Consider the following 17,547-nt stretch of genomic DNA (forward strand, 5'->3'; position numbering starts at 1 on the left):
TCAAGTGGCTACAACCGTACAAATGCCGAATTCCTATTATTTTTCTAGATAAAATTATAATTTCTGGAATAATTTCATTAAATTTACAATTGCTTTAAATTATCACAATTAATCAAGTTTTGTATCGGTTAATTTTCTAAGGCTGTTTCTGCTAATGCAACGGCACCCCAAAGCGGGGCTTCATCTCCGAGTTGGGCGGGAACGATTTCAAAATCAACTTCAGGTAAGGCGGTTTGACGAGAAATTTGCCGAACTTGATGCCAAAATAAATCCCCCGCTTTTGTCACACCACCGCCCAAAATAAACCGTTGAGGATTGATTAAATTTGCCGTATTACCAATTCCCACCCCAATCGCCCATCCTGCTAATTTGATGGCGTTTTGACAGAGTTCATCACCCTCATTTGCCGCTTGACTAACGATTTGGGCCGTAATATTATCAAGTTGATGATTAACTAAATTGCGAATAATTTCCCCTTGTTGGGATTGTTCAGTTAAGCTTTGACGAACCTGTTGGGCAATATATGGCCCGGATGCCAATCTTTCCACACAACCCCGTTTTCCACACAGACACAATGGCCCATCGGGTTGGACGACGGTATGACCAATTTCTCCAGCCATTCCCTGTGTCCCTTGCCAAAGACGGTTATTGAGTATCCAACCGCCCCCAACCCCTGTACTAACAGTAATGTAAAATAAGCTTTCACATCCTTGTCCGGCACCAAATTTATATTCACCCAAAGCGGCAACATTAGCATCATTATCAACTCGAACGGGAACGTTAAACTCTGCTTCTAAAATTTCTCGCAGAGGCACATTTTCCCATCCTGAAACATGATGAGATAAACGAACGATTCCGGTTTTTGCATCAACTGGCCCGCCAAAACTGATGCCGATGGCTAGGGGTTTTTCGTTGCCTAATAACTCCCGAATGAGTGATCGCATAATTTCGAGATCGGTCGTTGCGTTGGGAGAGTTGCCGGAAAGTTGGCGTCGGGTATTTTGCCATTGGTGTTGACCGGAAATCAGAGTTGCTGCGGCTAATTTTGTCCCGCCAAAGTCGAGGGCGAGGATTTTTTTATTCATCTGTTTTCTGATACTATTTCTGCTTGATAATACAACGGATTCCTTGTATCCCAGGCTGCGAGACAATTACCTAAATATGGAGGGGGATGAATTTAAAGCAATTTTACAAAGAATCGGTATAACTTGAAAGTCACTTTTTACAGTTTAACTTTCCCCAATATTAGTTCAGATATTGAATCTTAGTTGTATTACCGATAGGATTTAAAATGTCTCTAAATCACAGTTTTGCTTTTTTGTCAAGCGCACTAACAAAACAGACGTAAAAATTGGTGCATCGTCAGTCGAGATCTGAGTGTTAATTTGAATTCAGCGATCAGGGTAAGGAACGAATACATTAGGGTTTGAAGCGTTATCAGTTGAGTAAATACCCTATTGGTCACACCAATCCTCAATTATTTTCAATATCTAGAATACCATAAGGGCTGAAAGAACGCAAGCTCGTTGCTTATTGAGAAGAATTCTTGAGTTAAGATTTGTAAAATCAAGGGATTGATAGAAAGTTTAGAACTGAAGTAAACTTGTAGATTATTCAAACTTATATATTTTTGCTGTTGAGGGAATAAACTCTGCTTTTTGAAAAAACCAATTTTTTAGCTGGGTTATCTTCGAGTTTTCATTAGGTTACGAAAGTTTTTCGCGATCAAATCAACAAGTAGAAGGCTCTATTGCCTAATACAAACTAGGTCAGATTAGAGAACGAGACTTACTAGATGAGTGATCGAATAGAGCGATCTAACGATGTTAAATTATTGTTTTTAAGTTTTGAGCAGACTTAAATTATGAGGAATTGATCGTCTGCTCTATTACTTAAATTCTTTTAAATTGTGCTGTTTACCCGATCTTAAATAAGAGATTGCTAGACTAAATATAGAGTCTTCTAAGCACTTTGATCTGGTTTTTGTTATTAATGGCGAATATGTTCATAGATACTCACATAATCTTTGCCGGGATGATTCCAAGAATAATCATACTCCATACCTTGTAAGGTGAGTTTGCGGAACTCTTTCGGGTAGTAATGCCATAGACCAATTGCCCGATCCATTGCTGATTCTAAAGCTTGATTATCAGTTTGATAGAAGACATAACCGTTGCGTTTTTCTGGGGGTTGATGGTTGTCATAATCTCGGTCAAATACCGTACTAACTAACCCACCAACGCCTCGAACAATGGGTACAGTTCCGTATCTCAACCCAATCATTTGAGTTAACCCACAAGGTTCATAATTACTGGGAACAACAATCATATCTGCCCCGGCATAGATCAGGTGGGAAAGTTCTTCATTAAAACCGATTTCTAAATGACAATCGGGGTTATGATCTAAGTAGTGCTTTTCATGCCAGAACCAATCATTAATTCCTCGTTCTGTTGCCGAACCCAAGAGAACAAATTGTGCCTGTCGGTGTAGGGCATAATAAAGGGCATGATGAACTAGATGAACACCTTTCTGCTGATCTAAGCGACCAATATAGGCGATAATCGGTTGATTGACATGACGCAGCCAGAGTTTTTCTCGTAATGCCTTTTTATTCTTGATTTTGTTGTCGATATCTTCCGGACTATAACTAAACGGAATATAGTGATCAATTTCAGGATTCCAGACATTATAATCAATGCCGTTGAGAAGACCACTAAACTTGTGTTGATGTTCATGTAAGGTATGACCCAAGCCATAACCACAGTCGCCTTGATGGGCTTCCCAAGCATGATGGGGTGAAACAGTGGTGACAAAATTGGAGTAAACAATTCCCCCTTTCATAAAATTCAGCGCGAAGGGATTAAAATTGTCTCGGAGACGACTGTAATCAAAATAATAGGATTCGTTATTCAGTCCAGTCGCCTGAAGAACATTTGCTCCGGCGATACCTTGATGCTTAAAGTTGTGGATGGTATAGCAAACTCGTTGATACTCCATGCCGTGATGTTTGTAGATCTCAAACAGCATCACGGGAATTAAACCTGTTTGCCAATCGTGGCAATGGATCACATCTGGACGTTTATTGGTGCGTAACAAAAATTCTAATGCAGCCTTACTAAAAAAAGCAAAACGCATATTGTCATCATCGCAACCATAATAACAGCCTCGGTTGAAGAAGTTATCACCTGAACGGGGTTCGATAAAGAAACATTGGCGTCCATGTACCCAACCACAATAGACATCACAAGGAATTGCGGCACCATACCACGGCACTTGTAAATCCCGGTAGGCTTCATGCAGTCCCCAGATGTGGTCGTACCGCATACAGTCATATTTCGGTAGAATAATTTCTACACCATGGCCCCGTATTTCTAACTCGCGACTCAGTCCGTAAACCACATCGCCCAAGCCTCCGGCTTTAATCACGGGAGCGCATTCAGAGGCAATTTGTACGATGTACATTCCTACTCCTCACTTACTGGCTTGATCGATTAACTGAATTGACAATTTTCCCAAAAGTATACATTATTATCTGACAAACAACGAATACAAGCATTTTTTAGCAATACTCACTCTAGAACCTTTGGGTTGATCCCCAACTCAAGTAATATTCAGATTCTTTGCTACTGATCACGATAGCGGATTTCCCGCATTAATCCCTCAGTCCGTTGAAAGAGATATAAACCAATCTTGAAGTTAACCTGTAATCTCATCTCATCTCTGCGGATCTCTGAGAATCTCAGGTAAACTTAGAGGAAGTGTTTTATGACTTCTATGAGTCGCAAACTGAATATTCAAAAAATACCACTCAAAATAACGACGAAAGATATAGAAATATCGTCCGAGCCATAACCGAATTTGACTCCGTTTGCGGAGAAAATAAGACTGATAATTTGGCATAGTTTCCTCTTGCTTTACTTCACATTTAATGTGATCATAGAAGTGAGATCAAAAATCTAGACGAAGCTCTAATGTGTAGGTTAAATACAAATCGATTCAGAGTGTTTTCGGATCAGACACAGATTGAAATTTATATTTTTTAACAAAAGACTGTTTTTTTTGAACAGTTTTTTAAATGTAAAGAAATTATATTTTGTATTGAGCAAACGAGTTTGCAAACCCGTAGACTAATAAGAGTGAAGAATCTAAATTTCAACCCGCCTCGGAATAAAAGGAAGCCGCGATGAAGCAGGACAACGAACTCCAAAATCGCCTCAAACAAATTCGCACCCGCTTGGGTTTGAGTCAGCAAGACTTAGCCAAAGTGGTGGGGGTTTCTCGCCAAACGATTAGCGGTGTTGAGTCTGGACAATATGCCCCTTCTGCTACGATTGCACTGCGGCTGGCCAAGGCTTTGGGGTGTCAGATGGAAGATTTGTTTTGGTTGGAAGAAGATTGTCTGCGAGTCGAAGCAACCTCCGCCCAGACTATTCCCGTCGAGCAGGATGTTCGGTTCACCTTAGCCCGAGTGGGGGGAAAGTTGATGGCCTATCCGTTGTTGGGTGAAGACGCCTTTCGCACCGAGATGATTCCCGCTGATGGTGAGGGTTGGGGACAAACTAAAAATAATGCGGTGCAGGTGAAATTGTGGGCGCAAACGGAAACGATTAATCAAACGGTGGCGGTGGCGGGTTGTACTCCAGTGTTGTCTTTGTGGGCGCGAGTGGCAGAATATTGGTATCCTAGCTTGCGGGTGTATTGGAGTTTTGCAAATAGTATGGATGCCCTAGAACGCTTGTGTCGAGGTGAAGTTCACATCGCCGGAATGCACTTATATAGTCCAGAAACTGATTCTTATAATGTTAGTTTTGTTCAAGAAGCGGTGATGAATAAAAGGGCGGTATTGATTAATTTGGGAGTTTGGGAAGAAGGGTTACTCGTTCAACTGAATAATCCTAAAAAATTGAGAACCGTTGCAGATTTAGCTAACTCTAATATTACCATCATTAATCGAGAAATGGGGTCAGGAAGTCGTCAATTATTAGAATATTTATTACAAAAAGCTGAAATTCCATTTAATGCGGTGCAAGGATTTAATTCTGTGGTAAATAGTCATGTTGCTGTGGCGAGAGCGGTTGCGAGTGGAAATGTTGATGCCGGAGTTAGTACCCAAGCCGTTGCTCAAGCGTTTGGACTCACTTTTATTCCTCTGCATAAATCTCGATATGATTTAGTGGTTCTTAAAGATTATTTAGCTGAAACTCCAGTTCAACAACTTCTAAATACGCTCGGACATCCTCGTTTACATTCTCAGTTAACTGCACTTGGGGGTTACGATACCTCGCAAACGGGAGAAGTTGTCGCCACCATTGAGTAATCATCAATTTCAACAAATCTAAAGTAAATTCTGCTATAAGATTTTCTCAATTTAGACGAGAAACGGTATGTCGATTTATCCGGTTGATGAAAGCCTGAAATAATCTTCATCATTTTATAAAATTCATTTATTTTCTAGATTTTACCATGATTATTTACACCTGTAAAGTTCGGGTTTAATATTTCATTCTTTGCTCTTTTTAAACCAAACAGTAGAGATCACTCTTTTTAAAATCCTCTCTCTTTTGAGAGAATTAAGCTATTAAATTAACCCGGTTTTGGAATACAAACATCCGGCGCACATAACCCCGGAAATGTTAAGGTTTTAACCGTTAGCGTTTCTAAATTCACTTGTCGAATTTGATGATGATTTGTATCGGCAACATACAACAAAGAACCCGCAGCACTTAACCCCGAAGGTTCGGAAAAACTCCCGTCATTTCCCAATACTGTTTCACAGTATCCTGTATTCACATAAACCCGCTTAATTTTGTGATTGTAAGTATCCGCAACCCAGAGATAATTTTGAGCAAATTCCACCCCCAAACAATGCTGTAACCGCACCTCAAACCCCTCTCCGTCTTCATCTCCAAACCCAAATAAATCCCCACTCCCGCAAATAGTTCTTACTGTTGTATTTTCCCCCAAACCCACGCCTCGAATTGAACTAATTTCGCTATCGGCGATCAACAATTCTACTCCATTAGTTGTAATACCACTCGGTTGAGAAAATGCCGCTTCTAATAACTCTCCATCCACACAAGATTCTGCACCTAAACCCGCATAGGTTTCAACTTGATGGGTTTCTAAATTCATCACCCAAATTTGATGACAACCCGCCATCGCAATATAGAGTTTATCCCCAACCTTTTCTAAATCCCAAGGCGAGTTTAATTGAGTTTCTAACGCCATTCCACCATGAGGATAAATCAAAGGACTTTGTTCTCCATTTCCCGCAATAGTTTCAACGGTTTTTTGCTGTAAATCTATCTTTCTTATAGCATGATTTTCAGTATCCGCCACATAGAGAACTTGTTGGTTTTTATCCAACGTCATTCCCTGCGGTGCAAACAATTGCGCCTGTTCAAATGAACCATCTGTTAATCCCGCTTTTCCGGTTCCAATTATTTCTAATACTTCTCCTTCTGTGGTACTAATAATAATTCTATGATGTCCAGAATCCGCAATAAATAAGCGATTTTCTGTAGCATCAGCCAAGACTTTACCCGGAAAAGCTAAAGGCGTGATTAAAGGTTGTTTTTCCTTTTCTAAAGTGAGAGTAACTTCCTCAAAATTAATCGTTCCTTGGGTTTTATGTTCCTCAATTAATTGATTCAAAATATTATCAATTATTTCTCGATTTCCTTCCCCTGCTACACTCCTAACATAATAACCTTTGGGGTCAATTAAGACTAAAGTCGGCCATGCGTTAACTGTATATTGTTGCCAAACTTGAAAACCATTATCGACTACAACCGGATGTTCAATGTCATATCGTAGAATAGCTTGACGGATATTTTCGACTTCTTTTTCATGATCAAATTTAGCCGAATGTACACCAATTACAGTTATACTATCCCGATATTTTTGTTCAAAATATTTCAAATCTGGTAAAATATGCAAACAATTAATACAGCAATACGTCCAAAAATCCAGCAACACTACTCGTCCTCGCAAAGACTTCAGTGATAACGGATGTTCTGTATTTAACCACGGAAAATTTTGCGGAAGTTCGGGTGCATGAATATTTGGCATAAGAATTTAAAAATAACAGTATTGAGGGAAAAGTCCCTCGCATAGAATTAAAGTCCTTTCCATACTAGACTCATACCTAATCTTTATAATAATCGATTTTACCGACTTCAGTGATTAGACAACAAATTTATTGAGAGTGTATTTGACAAAAAGTCTGCCCTACGACTGGGTTAACTAATGTTATCATAATGATAGTCTAAAAGTACAATTGTAAATAATTTTCTTAAGTCATAGATCGAGGTCAAACTAATGGTACAACAAATACCGGAAACTCAAACCGATATCATTTACCCGGATAGTGATGGTCAACCGATGGCAGATAATAGTCTACAATTTCAATGGATTGTTACGATTAAATCAAATCTATAAATCCTGTTTTCTCAAGATGAAAATGTCTTTTTAGCGGGTGATTTATTATGGTATCCTGTTGAAATAAATCCTAAAATTCGTCAAGCACCCGATGTTTTAGTTGCATTTGGAAGACCAAAAGGATATCGAGGTTCCTATCAACAATGGAAAGAAAATAATATTGCACCTCAAGTTTTGTTTAAAATTCTCTCTCCGGGAAATCGCCCTCAAGAGATGATCAGAAAACTGCTTTTTTATCAACAATATGGTGTAGAAGAATATTATATTTATGATCCTCAAGGGGTTGAATTGATTGGTTATTGGCGGATAGATGAACATTTAGAAGAAATTGAACAGATTAACGCTTGGGTAAGTCCCCGCTTACAAATTCGCTTTGAACTGACAGAAAACAACTTAGAAATTTATCGTTTCTCACTTCAGTCGAACTTGAACAGCGTGCTGAACAAAAATACCAACGCGCCGAACAAGAGCGTCAACGAGCAGAAGAAGCCTTGACTCAATTACAACAAGAACAACAACGCTATCAAACTTTAATTCAACAGTTGCAAGAACAAGGAATTAATCCAGAACAGTTAGAAAATAGTTAGAAAATGAAGTTTATCGTGAGGAAAGAAAATGATTTTAAACTCTCAATTATCTTCAGAACTGTTATAATCTGACACCTGAGAATGATGCGACACCGTTGAACCTAAACCGACTAAGGAAATGGTTAAACAAACGCCCAACGCCGTTAAAACAATTAAAGATTCGTTAAATTGTCGAACTGCAATTGCTAGAATTGCCCATAAAAAAACTAAAGGAAAAGCCGTTTCTTGATAGTTAATTCTCATTAAAACTGCAATAATTCCTGCTATAATTAATAAAATAGCAGTCCAAATTTGCGGCAAAATTCCCCAACCGTTCCAGTCTACACTTTCTAAGAAAATCGCCACATTGACAATAGTCGCTACACTAATCCAAGCTAAATAAATACTGAGGGGAGCATTAACAAACCATCTTTCCCTTTTAGGAACTCGTTCTTTTCCAATATTGAGTGACAAATAACCTGCAATTAAAGCTAATAAAATTCCGACCATTGCAATTAAAGAGGGAAGAAAAAACCGGGATAAAAAGACCCATACCCATATAATTTGAGCGACACAAGCCATGATTAAAAAATCTCTCATCTCTTGCAGGCGAGGATTATCTCGTTGGGAGGGAAGACATTGATAAATTCCTAAGCTAAATAATCCTAAATAAATCAATCCCCAAATCGCAAAAGCATAGTTAGCAGGAATAATTTTCACCTCACCAAAGAGTGAATTAGAGATTTCTCCAATCGTTAATCCATTGAGTGGAAAAAAATTAGATAAGACATTGACGGCAAACGCTACAATAATGGCAATTAAAGTTAGCCATTGTTTAAATTGATTGGGCTTAGAGTTAGAAGTCATCTGAATTCACAAACTTTGAATGTTTGACCACCTAAAAATGCCAAAATTTAGAAGAATTGTTCACAGCAAGAAGCTTGATTTTCCCCTAAAAATAATTTAGAGACACGAATCTCGCGCCTCCAAATTAGGTTCATCTTCTATTTATCTTACCAGTTCTTGAAACCGAGTCACTCACTTCTAGAGGGAAGCCTAGTTCCCACTTCTGACTGAGGACTTATTCTGCGGTTCGGAATCCCGAGAACGACGCTTTTTGGTTAACTTAGGCTTAGGAATAGGTTTAACTTCTTCCTCTTGGGGATAATCGGTTTCTTCCCAATTGGGACGATTCTGATCGTAAGCCATTTGTAGCGCCGCTGCCGCAATCGCATGAGGTTCGTACTCCTCACCCAACTGGGCAACTATCGGCAAGAAAGAGGCCATTCGTTCTCCCGTTAAGGCTTCTAACACCTTATCTTTCAAACGTTCGATATAACGGGCTTCAATTTGCGATCGCTTCGGAATCGTCAGTGTTGTAAAATTATGACGGAGATGACGCTCAATAATCCGTAGTTTACGGCGATCCATCGGTTGGAGTAAGGTAATCGCCTTTCCTTCCCGTCCTGCACGACCTGTACGACCAATCCGGTGAACATAGCTTTCGGCATTGTCCGGCAAATCGTAGTTAATCACATGGGTCAAGTGGTCTACATCTAAACCCCGTGCAGCAATATCAGTCGCCACAATCCATCGGACTTGACGCTTGCGGAACCGAACCAGAAGCCGTTCCCGTTGAGATTGATTCAAGTTACCGTGATATTCATCAACACTATGACCCGCCCCTTGTAGGTAGCTCGTCAACTCGGCTGCCGCTTGCTTGGTGCGGACAAAAACAATTGCAGATTCTGGGTCTTCCAGTTCGAGAATCGGTTGTAAAGCCCGAGCTTTTGTCCAACCCCGAGGCACTGTGTAAACCTCTTGAGCAATCCGTTTTGGTGTCGTTTTCGGCTGTTCAACCTTGACCGTAACGGGAGAATTGAGGTACTTCCGCACCAATTTCCAAATTGAAGGCTCTATTGTTGCCGAAAAGAATGCTGTTTGTCGGTCTTTAGAAGCCGCGTCTAGGATTTTTTCAACATCTTGAATGAATCCCATACTCAGCATCTCGTCTGCTTCGTCGAGAACCAACCACTTAATGCCATGAAGTTTAAGCTTACCCCGACTGAGCAAATCTAATACTCGTCCGGGTGTACCCACCACAATCTGGACACCTCGCTCTAACCGTTGGACTTGTCGTTCTATCGACTGACCTCCATACACGGTTAAGACATACAATGAGCGCTCGTTGCTCATTTTACGGATGGCATCTTTCACCTGCATCGCCAGCTCTCGGGTTGGAGTTAAAATCAGAGCCTGAACATCTTTGGCTTGATGATCGATTTGTTCGAGGATTGGCAATGAGAATGCAGCGGTTTTCCCGGTTCCAGTCTGAGCTTGTCCCACGATGTCTCGACCTGATAGGATTTGTGGGATAGATTGAACCTGGACGGGAGTCGGTTCTGTGAAACCGATTGATTCGAGATGTTGAGCGCGGGCTTCTGAAATACCTAGTTCTACAAAGGATTGACTCATTAATGCTCCTAAATCACAAGTTTTCGCTTGGTTCCTTCCATTGCCCTCCTCAGATTCAGGTCTTAGCTCTACTCCAGCACCGAAACCGCGAGCGTCGCTCTAGCGATACACCGTTACCAAGGGCATTGCGGAACCATATTTGATTGTTTGCAGGTCTTTCTTGACTTTCTACTCACTCAAAATTTCCCGATCAGGGCATCTAGCTTTTGAGAGCCAACTCAACCTTATTTAATAATAGGATAACGCTTAACAATCAGAAACAAAACCACAAACTGCTTAAAATTATATCCGAATTCCCGTACCAATGCTATCAAACCCTGTTGTAGATTCACTTTGGGGGATGCGAGAACTTTTTTCAGCCTGAGCGGTGCTGACTGGCTTTTCGGTAATCCTACACTATCACTACACGATTGCCTGATTCTGAGCGGTCAGACAAATTGCCGTTTTTGAGTATTGGGAGAGGTCGTAAACAATTCCTTCACGCTCCAGCCATTGATGTAATTGCCTTTGAGCGACTTCTGCCTTGCCTGGTTTCACCTTGATGGATAACTCGAGCAAAGCCTTCCGACCCGGAAGAAACCATTGTTCTAAGGTCAGACGGTAGGGAAAGGTTTTGTCATACCACTTCCAGATTCTCGCCTCCACCCTACTATACAAAGTCAGTCGATCTAATAGTTCAACCGAACCCATATATTGCCTAAACAGTTGCTTCTGAACAGGGTTGAGAGCTTGTTGGATCTTTTTTTTTCCCTTGACCACTTGCTTCAACCGACTGTTTGAGGGGCGCGTTTCAACTTTGGCAATCTGAGTTTGGTGCGCTCCGGTGCGATTGATTTTTAAGCGAAAGCGACTCTGGCTGTAAAATTCTGGATGAATCCAACGAGAGTCGAAGTTTCGCAGCTTCAGCGTTAGGGAATCCTTAGCATCCCGATGAAGACGAATTCGCAGGATTACTCCTGACTTAAACAAGTGTAACGCTTTTGTATCAAAAAAACAACTGGCCCGTTTGAGGTTGGGTTTTTCCTGAAGGTGAAACCTGTTCGCCAGCACCGGGAACTGACTCGGATCAAAAAAAACTTTGATTTCAACCTCATCAATAAACTTCTCTGCTGGGGTCTGAGAATTCACCTGAGTTTCTATTCCTTCAACCTCATCTTTGACCAGGAAAGCATGAGTTGATGTGCGAAGGTAACATTGGCTTAAAAACAATTGTTCTTAATCAACACCGAGACCTTGTTGCCAACGCAGAGGCGATCGCTAAATGAATTTACGCACACCCCAATCAAATTCCGGCTGAAAATTGCTCGGTTTTTTGACGCTTTTATCTCTATCGTAACATAGAAAATTGACAGCCGGAAGTCCTGGTTTTTAAGTTTTTTTACGGAAATTAGACGGTATAACCATACAAATCATAAACATCTGCATCCGTAATTTTGACCGGAACAATTGACCCTAAACGCGCCATTCCATCGACATAAACCACCCCATCCACATCCGGCGCAAACCGCCCAGAACGTCCAATCAATTTCCCTGTACTCGGTTGTTCTTGTTCGACTAAAACCTCTACAACTTCTCCCACACTCTTTTGATTTTGTTTTAAGGAAATCGGTTGTTGTACCTGCATTAACGCATCCCGTCGCGCATCCATTACCGCCTGCGGAACTTGAGAAGGTAAATTATAAGCAGGAGTTCCTTCTTCGGCTGAAAAGGTAAATACCCCCACATGATCAAAATGATGACGTTTGACAAATTGCAGCAAATGTTCAAAATGTTGATTGGTTTCCCCCGGAAAACCAACAATAAATGTGGTTCTTAAAACCGCCTCGGGAAGCGCCAGTTTAATCTTCTCAATAATCTCATCATTCACCCGACCTTGCCAGGGTCGATTCATCGCCCGTAAAATTTCCGGATGAGAATGTTGTAACGGTAAATCCAAATAGGGTAAAATATTCGGAGTGTCTTGAATCGCTTCTATCACTTTTGGCGTTAATCCTGTCGGGTAAGCGTAGTGCATTCTTACCCAGGGAATATCGACTTTTCCGAGCGCTCTTAACAATTCCGCTAATTTCGGTTCACCGTAAAGATCAGTCCCGTAATTTGTGGTAATCTGAGAGATTAGAACAATTTCCTTGACTCCTTGATCCGCGAGTTGTTGGGCTTCGGTGACAATCGACTCAATACTTCGCGATCGCTGATTTCCCCGCAAATGAGGGATAATACAAAACGCACACCGATAGTTGCACCCTTCAGCAACCCGCAAATAAGCAACACCTTCGGTTGTGGTGCGATAACGAGGCACCGTCTCATCAGCAATATAAGTCGGTTCAGCCGAAATTTCTCGAACTCGTTCCCCCTCTTGGGTGCGTTGAAGAACATCGACAATTTTATGATAATCTCCCGTTCCCACCAGCGCCACCGCTTCGGGAAGTTCATCCAAGAGGGCGTCTTGGAAATGTTGCGCCATGCAACCGGTAATTACAACCTTCTTCTTGGCTTCAGCAAGGTCTACAATAGTCTGAACAGACTCTTCCCGTGCTGCTTCAATAAAACTACAGGTATTAACAATCACATAATCGGCTAATTCTTCATTAGAATCAACCTGGTAGCCCGCCTGTACCAGCAAGCCAAGCATATGTTCAGTATCAATGCGATTTTTTTCGCACCCCAGATGGGAAATTGCGATCGTCGGCTGAGTTGCCATTAACAGTTTTTATAATAAAGTTTAACTACCAATCTAATATATTAACACATAATTTAGCTTTTTACACATTTAGCCTTTAACGTTCGCAGAATCAACCAACCGATCGCACATCCGAGAACATAATAGAGAAAATCTCCCCAAACAAAACTATTCCCCAGGAGTAACCGTCCGATTAAAGTTGCTCGAATCGCTTGTAAAAAAGGCGGTTTCCACAACTGCATAAACTCCAATGCAGAAGTGACAATAAATACCCAAAACGCTACCCGTCTCAGCGAGAGTCGCGGCAAAATTAACACGACCAAAAACATCCAAAACATTTCATAGAAAATACTGCTAAAAGAGTTATTTACCCAAAATTCTAACGCCCCTTGATAGAATTTACTCGCCAATCCAATCGGAATTAAAGAAATTAAAATCCCAAACACAATCCAACGATAAGTTTTCATAATTTAGACCCAGAAAAATCCGTAGGGTGCATCAAAAAATCAAGTTTTTTTCACTCAGCCAAGCGGGATATAATTTGATAAACCATACAACTAAAATAAAAAAGTAGGATGAGCATTACCCATCCTACTCGATTTTTGAGACTTATCAAACAGTTAAAACAAAGGGTTTAAGTTGTTGACTATGAGGTGTGAACCGTTGACGGATAATCCTGAAGTGATTTCTGGGATAAACCCACACTGGGTTGAGGAAATTCGCCGTTAGATGTCGATTGTACCCGAATTTCCTGTACTGGAACTGCGAGCGCAATTTTTTCTTGTTCAAAGCGTTCTTGAATACTGTGCATTAAATCCGACCAAACTGTCCAAAAGTCGGGAGTTTTGGTTTTGAAGGAAAAACAAAGGTACACATAATATTCGGCATATTCCCAGGGAAAAGTTCCCGCCTTGATGATCAAAGGATGGGATTCGCCAATTTCCTGAAGAATTCGTTCGACCTCAGTTATTTTTTGAGTAAAAGGAACGGGGACTTTGATCATACCTCCCCGAATGTCTTGAGAAGTTAAATTGATAATGGTGTTTCCCCAAACGGTATTATTAGGGATGTTAATCTCTTCTTTGCCCCAGCCTTGAATTTTGGTATTCGCCAGGGTAATAGAGTCTACATATCCCCAGATGTCTCCAATCTTCACTTCATCGCCGGTGTCAAAGGGTTTGTAAACCATTAGCATTAATCCGCTGGCGAGGTTGGCGAGATTACTCTGCAAAGCAAATGCTATGACAAAACTCGCTCCCCCAACCAAGGCTAAAATCGGTCCGAGACTCACTTCTAAAGCCGTCAAACCAATCATACAACCTACGACTACTCCACCTCGTTTAACTAACATCACCACAAATTGCCGGAAAATATCGGAGGTGTTGCTAAATTTTGATAGGATTTTATTGAGAATTAGACCGATAATTTGAGAAACAATAATTGAAGCAATCACTATACTGATAAACTTGCTCATATTTATTCCCCAACGCAGACCCCCTTCTTCTGACTTCAACCAACCCATCAACCGAACTCCTAGACCTTCGGTATCTTGGAGGTCAATTTCAATGGTACTGACGGCTTGAATATAGTTTTGATAGGAATCAACTGCTCCGCCTTTTTTCTCAAGTTCATCTAAGACAATTTCAAACCGATCAATAATTGCTGTTTGCTCGGCTTGCAGTTCGACAATGTTACTGACTAATTGATTTTTTAATTCCGACTCAGCTTCCGCATTTTCTTGTAACTGTTCTGTTGTTTTTTCAAGCTGATCTTGTTTTTCTTCGAGGTTTTCTATGCTTGGAGTTTCCTCAACCACACTTGCAACTTTTACTTCCAGATTTCCTTCAATCGTGGTATTACTGAGAGAATCTGCGGTTTGATCGAAGCTCTCGGAAGATTGCTCTGTAGGAGTAGGGGAATTGGTATCAACCCCAAGAATTGCTTCTGTTGCTTGTTTAAGAGAGTTTCGGGCGGCTTCTAGTTGTTGGGTTGCATCCTCATATTCCCAAGTCTCTGGCGGCGTATTAGCTTGAATTTCTTGAGCATATTCATAGGTTTCAATAGCAATTTCTAGATCCTCAATTTGTAGGGTAATTTCTTCGTATTCATAAGACCAGCTATCAACCTGTTCTCGGTCTTTTTTTGCCTGTTCGATAGCCTGTTTTGCTCGTTCGAGTTGGCTCGTCTCTTTAGCTTCTTCTATTACACTTTGTAGGGTTTCGTCTTCTTGGAGTTCAGCTTTTGTGGTTGCTGCTTCTTCAATAGCTTCTTGGGCTTTTTTAAGATTCTCTTGAGCTTCTTCTATCTTTCTGGTGGCTTCTTCATACTCTGGTGAACCCGCAGTAGCAACGGCTTTACTTTCTTCAGCCACTTTTAGGGCTTGAGTAGCTTCTTCTAAGGCTTTTACGGCTTCTTCTTGTTTGGCAATGGATCGGTTCTCGCGTTTAACGACAATTTCAGCATCGCTAATTTCTTGTACTTTTTGTCTTAATAATACCATCCATGCTGCGGCTTCATTTTCTAGTTCAGGTTGGGTTAATGGTTTGACTAAAAGTTTCAGTTCATCGATTGGAATTTCAGGATCTTGCGTAGTCACAACTTTCGATATTGTAGATATCGACTCAGCTTCGGCTTCTTCTGTTTGTGATTCTCCGATGATAAGTTCTTGAGCTTGGCTTGGAACACCCCAGGAGACAACAGTACAAGCAATCCCCGTGACGATCAATCTGCGAATCTGACGGCTCAACATTTTTTTGCCTCTCATTTCGGTTCTTTGTTTTTAATCTTAGCTTTAATTAATCAGGAAACACATCAGGGAAAATACGGAACTTTAAAAATTAATTTTCGGTACAGGCTAGGCTATTTCCCTTTTTACTTACGTGTTTTCACGGACAAGTAGATATTTTTTATAAAGTTCTATGTAGAGTAAGTGATTGCTCGTTAAATTATCAACAGATATAACAATTTTACAATAATTAAAAAAAGTAGGATAAGCATTACCTATCCTACTCTCTGTTCAAGAATTCTCAAAATTGAAGCCCAGCTTCTCCTCGAAACTGGGTCTTATACTCATGATACCAAAAGGATTCAACTTTTTGGCGATTGAGCGTGGAGAGGAGAGATAAAAATAAAGACTCTGTACAACAGACTAATTTTATTTTAAAATATTGAGTAGAGACTGACAAGAGTGAAAGTAAGAACTGGGGTGTCAGCTATATTGAGTTCGACTCTAACAATCAGTCTGAGGTTATTTATTCACCGAACCATTACTTTCCTTGTTAATGCAATCAATCTCAATCCCTCTCTTGAAAATGTTAAAACCTTTTAAAATATTAGGCTATTTGTTTTTAGCTTTAATGACATTTAGTTTAGTAAGCTGTTTAAATACAGAAATTAATACTTCTCCCCAAAGTGAAGTAAATAATCCTTCTGTCTTCAAAGTTGCTATCTTATTATCAGGTTCTAAAGCCGATGGAAATTGGAATCAAGGCTGTTATGAAGGACTGCTAAAAATCGAACAAAAATATAACGCTAAAGTCGCTTATTCTGAATATGTAACAGCGGCTCAAGGTGAAGAATTTCTTAGACAATATGCTGAAGAAAATTATGATTTTATCATTGCCGCAGGCGGTGGATATCTCGATGCCATTGAAAAAGTTTCTCTCGAATTCCCTCGATCTAAATTTGCCGTGATTGCGACGTATCCCGGTAATAATAAAAACTTAGGTGCGTTATCATTTCGGGCAGGAGAAGTGGGTTATTTATCGGGTGTGATTGCAGCGATGACAACTCAAACTAATAAAGTGGCTTATATCGCAGGTGCAGATTACCAAATTCCTGTAGAAGCTGCTAAACTTTATCAACGAGGTGCTAAAGAAATTAATCCCAATATTGAAGTTTTTATCGAATATCTACAAACCTGGACAGATGGTGAAAAAGCGATCAATGTTACTCAAGATTTAGTGAAAAAAGGTGTTGATATTTTTACTATTAATGCTGATGAAGCCGGAGTAGCTGCGATAGAAGTTCTCAAACAAAACCCTGAAGTTTATATGATTGGCTGGATTAAAGATTTGTATGAACTTGCTCCGGAGCGCATGATTACCAGTGTTCTGCATGATTTTCCAGCTTTATTACTCAATGCCAGTGCTTTAGTTCAAGAAGGACGTTGGCAAGGAACCCTTTATAAATTTGGACTAAAAGAGGGAATTTATGAATTTGCACCTTTTCGAGGGTTGCTCACAGAACAACAACAACAACAATTTAGCCAGATTCGAGAACAAGTCATCAATGGGGAGATTGATATCACACCTTAAAAACTTAGGATAAGCTAGAAATAATAATCACAAGTTTTTTACTTTTGTTGATTTTTAAATCTTCTAGTTC

The 17,547-nt window shown here is 40.3% G+C and carries 12 protein-coding genes and 1 pseudogene; 3 read left to right on the forward strand and 10 right to left on the reverse strand.

What is annotated here, in order from left to right; genetic code table 11:
* Positions 1 to 128: 128 nt before the first annotated feature.
* From M595_RS08475 to M595_RS08485, 3 genes are all read right to left on the reverse strand, one after another.
* A complete protein-coding gene (locus M595_RS08475) occupies positions 129 to 1,085 on the reverse strand; it encodes an ROK family protein (protein ID WP_023065819.1) in 957 nt (318 codons plus the stop codon).
* A gap of 904 nt (positions 1,086 to 1,989) precedes the next feature.
* Positions 1,990 to 3,462 carry a glycogen synthase GlgA gene (gene glgA / locus M595_RS08480; RefSeq protein WP_023065820.1) on the reverse strand — a complete coding sequence of 491 codons (1,473 nt, stop codon included), beginning with the start codon at positions 3,460 to 3,462 and terminating at the stop codon, positions 1,990 to 1,992.
* 252 nt (positions 3,463 to 3,714) lie between these two features.
* Complete coding sequence (locus M595_RS08485; RefSeq protein WP_023065826.1) at positions 3,715 to 3,900, reverse strand: hypothetical protein; 186 nt, start codon at positions 3,898 to 3,900, stop codon at positions 3,715 to 3,717.
* A gap of 283 nt (positions 3,901 to 4,183) precedes the next feature.
* On the opposite strand from M595_RS08485, the gene M595_RS08490 reads away from it, so the two are divergent.
* The gene (locus tag M595_RS08490; RefSeq protein ID WP_023065806.1) at positions 4,184 to 5,317 is read left to right on the forward strand and encodes an XRE family transcriptional regulator; all 1,134 of its coding nucleotides are present in this window, start codon (positions 4,184 to 4,186) and stop codon (positions 5,315 to 5,317) included.
* A gap of 266 nt (positions 5,318 to 5,583) precedes the next feature.
* Here M595_RS08490 and M595_RS08495 read toward each other — a convergent pair whose 3' ends face one another.
* Entirely contained in the window at positions 5,584 to 7,071 is a 1,488-nt protein-coding gene (locus M595_RS08495) for a thioredoxin-like domain-containing protein (protein WP_023065792.1), read from the reverse strand.
* A gap of 249 nt (positions 7,072 to 7,320) precedes the next feature.
* Between M595_RS08495 and M595_RS29155 the strand changes: the two are divergent.
* Positions 7,321 to 8,027 (forward strand): annotated as a pseudogene (locus M595_RS29155) (Uma2 family endonuclease).
* 42 nt (positions 8,028 to 8,069) lie between these two features.
* On the opposite strand, the gene M595_RS08505 reads toward M595_RS29155, so the two are convergent.
* From M595_RS08505 to M595_RS08530, 6 genes are all read right to left on the reverse strand, one after another.
* Positions 8,070 to 8,873, reverse strand: coding sequence for a TspO-related membrane protein (locus M595_RS08505; protein ID WP_023065778.1), 804 nt, complete (start codon positions 8,871 to 8,873; stop codon positions 8,070 to 8,072).
* Positions 8,874 to 9,062: 189 nt separating this feature from the next.
* Positions 9,063 to 10,481, reverse strand: a complete 1,419-nt coding sequence (locus tag M595_RS08510) for a DEAD/DEAH box helicase (protein WP_023065801.1) — start codon at positions 10,479 to 10,481, stop codon at positions 9,063 to 9,065.
* Positions 10,482 to 10,883: 402 nt separating this feature from the next.
* A complete protein-coding gene (locus M595_RS08515; protein WP_152983547.1) occupies positions 10,884 to 11,609 on the reverse strand; it encodes a CYTH domain-containing protein in 726 nt (241 codons plus the stop codon).
* A 259-nt stretch (positions 11,610 to 11,868) separates the two neighbouring features.
* Positions 11,869 to 13,182 carry a 30S ribosomal protein S12 methylthiotransferase RimO gene (gene rimO, locus M595_RS08520; RefSeq protein ID WP_023065788.1) on the reverse strand — a complete coding sequence of 438 codons (1,314 nt, stop codon included), beginning with the start codon at positions 13,180 to 13,182 and terminating at the stop codon, positions 11,869 to 11,871.
* 53 nt (positions 13,183 to 13,235) lie between these two features.
* Positions 13,236 to 13,628, reverse strand: a complete 393-nt coding sequence (locus M595_RS08525) for a ribosomal maturation YjgA family protein (RefSeq protein ID WP_023065765.1) — start codon at positions 13,626 to 13,628, stop codon at positions 13,236 to 13,238.
* A 179-nt stretch (positions 13,629 to 13,807) separates the two neighbouring features.
* Positions 13,808 to 15,910 carry a mechanosensitive ion channel domain-containing protein gene (locus tag M595_RS08530; RefSeq protein ID WP_023065805.1) on the reverse strand — a complete coding sequence of 701 codons (2,103 nt, stop codon included), beginning with the start codon at positions 15,908 to 15,910 and terminating at the stop codon, positions 13,808 to 13,810.
* Positions 15,911 to 16,472: 562 nt separating this feature from the next.
* Between M595_RS08530 and M595_RS08535 the strand changes: the two genes are divergently transcribed.
* A complete protein-coding gene (locus tag M595_RS08535) occupies positions 16,473 to 17,477 on the forward strand; it encodes a BMP family protein (RefSeq protein ID WP_023065751.1) in 1,005 nt (334 codons plus the stop codon).
* The last annotated feature ends 70 nt before the right edge of the window (positions 17,478 to 17,547 follow it).

It is taken from the genome of Lyngbya aestuarii BL J (genome assembly GCF_000478195.2).
GTDB classification, from domain to species: domain Bacteria; phylum Cyanobacteriota; class Cyanobacteriia; order Cyanobacteriales; family Microcoleaceae; genus Capilliphycus; species Capilliphycus aestuarii.

Excerpts from the sequence above, each read along its gene's own strand:
- M595_RS08510 (WP_023065801.1), bottom strand. The coding sequence starts at position 10,481 with ATGAGTCAATCCTTTGTAGAACTAGGTATTTCAGAAGCCCGCGCTCAA.
- M595_RS08495 (WP_023065792.1), bottom strand. The coding sequence starts at position 7,071 with ATGCCAAATATTCATGCACCCGAACTTCCGCAAAATTTTCCGTGGTTA.
- M595_RS08475 (WP_023065819.1), bottom strand. The coding sequence starts at position 1,085 with ATGAATAAAAAAATCCTCGCCCTCGACTTTGGCGGGACAAAATTAGCC.
- M595_RS08535 (WP_023065751.1), top strand. The coding sequence starts at position 16,473 with ATGTTAAAACCTTTTAAAATATTAGGCTATTTGTTTTTAGCTTTAATG.
- M595_RS08530 (WP_023065805.1), bottom strand. The coding sequence starts at position 15,910 with ATGTTGAGCCGTCAGATTCGCAGATTGATCGTCACGGGGATTGCTTGT.
- rimO (WP_023065788.1), bottom strand. The coding sequence starts at position 13,182 with ATGGCAACTCAGCCGACGATCGCAATTTCCCATCTGGGGTGCGAAAAA.
- M595_RS08490 (WP_023065806.1), top strand. The coding sequence starts at position 4,184 with ATGAAGCAGGACAACGAACTCCAAAATCGCCTCAAACAAATTCGCACC.
- M595_RS08485 (WP_023065826.1), bottom strand. The coding sequence starts at position 3,900 with ATGCCAAATTATCAGTCTTATTTTCTCCGCAAACGGAGTCAAATTCGG.
- glgA (WP_023065820.1), bottom strand. The coding sequence starts at position 3,462 with ATGTACATCGTACAAATTGCCTCTGAATGCGCTCCCGTGATTAAAGCC.
- M595_RS08525 (WP_023065765.1), bottom strand. The coding sequence starts at position 13,628 with ATGAAAACTTATCGTTGGATTGTGTTTGGGATTTTAATTTCTTTAATT.
- M595_RS08505 (WP_023065778.1), bottom strand. The coding sequence starts at position 8,873 with ATGACTTCTAACTCTAAGCCCAATCAATTTAAACAATGGCTAACTTTA.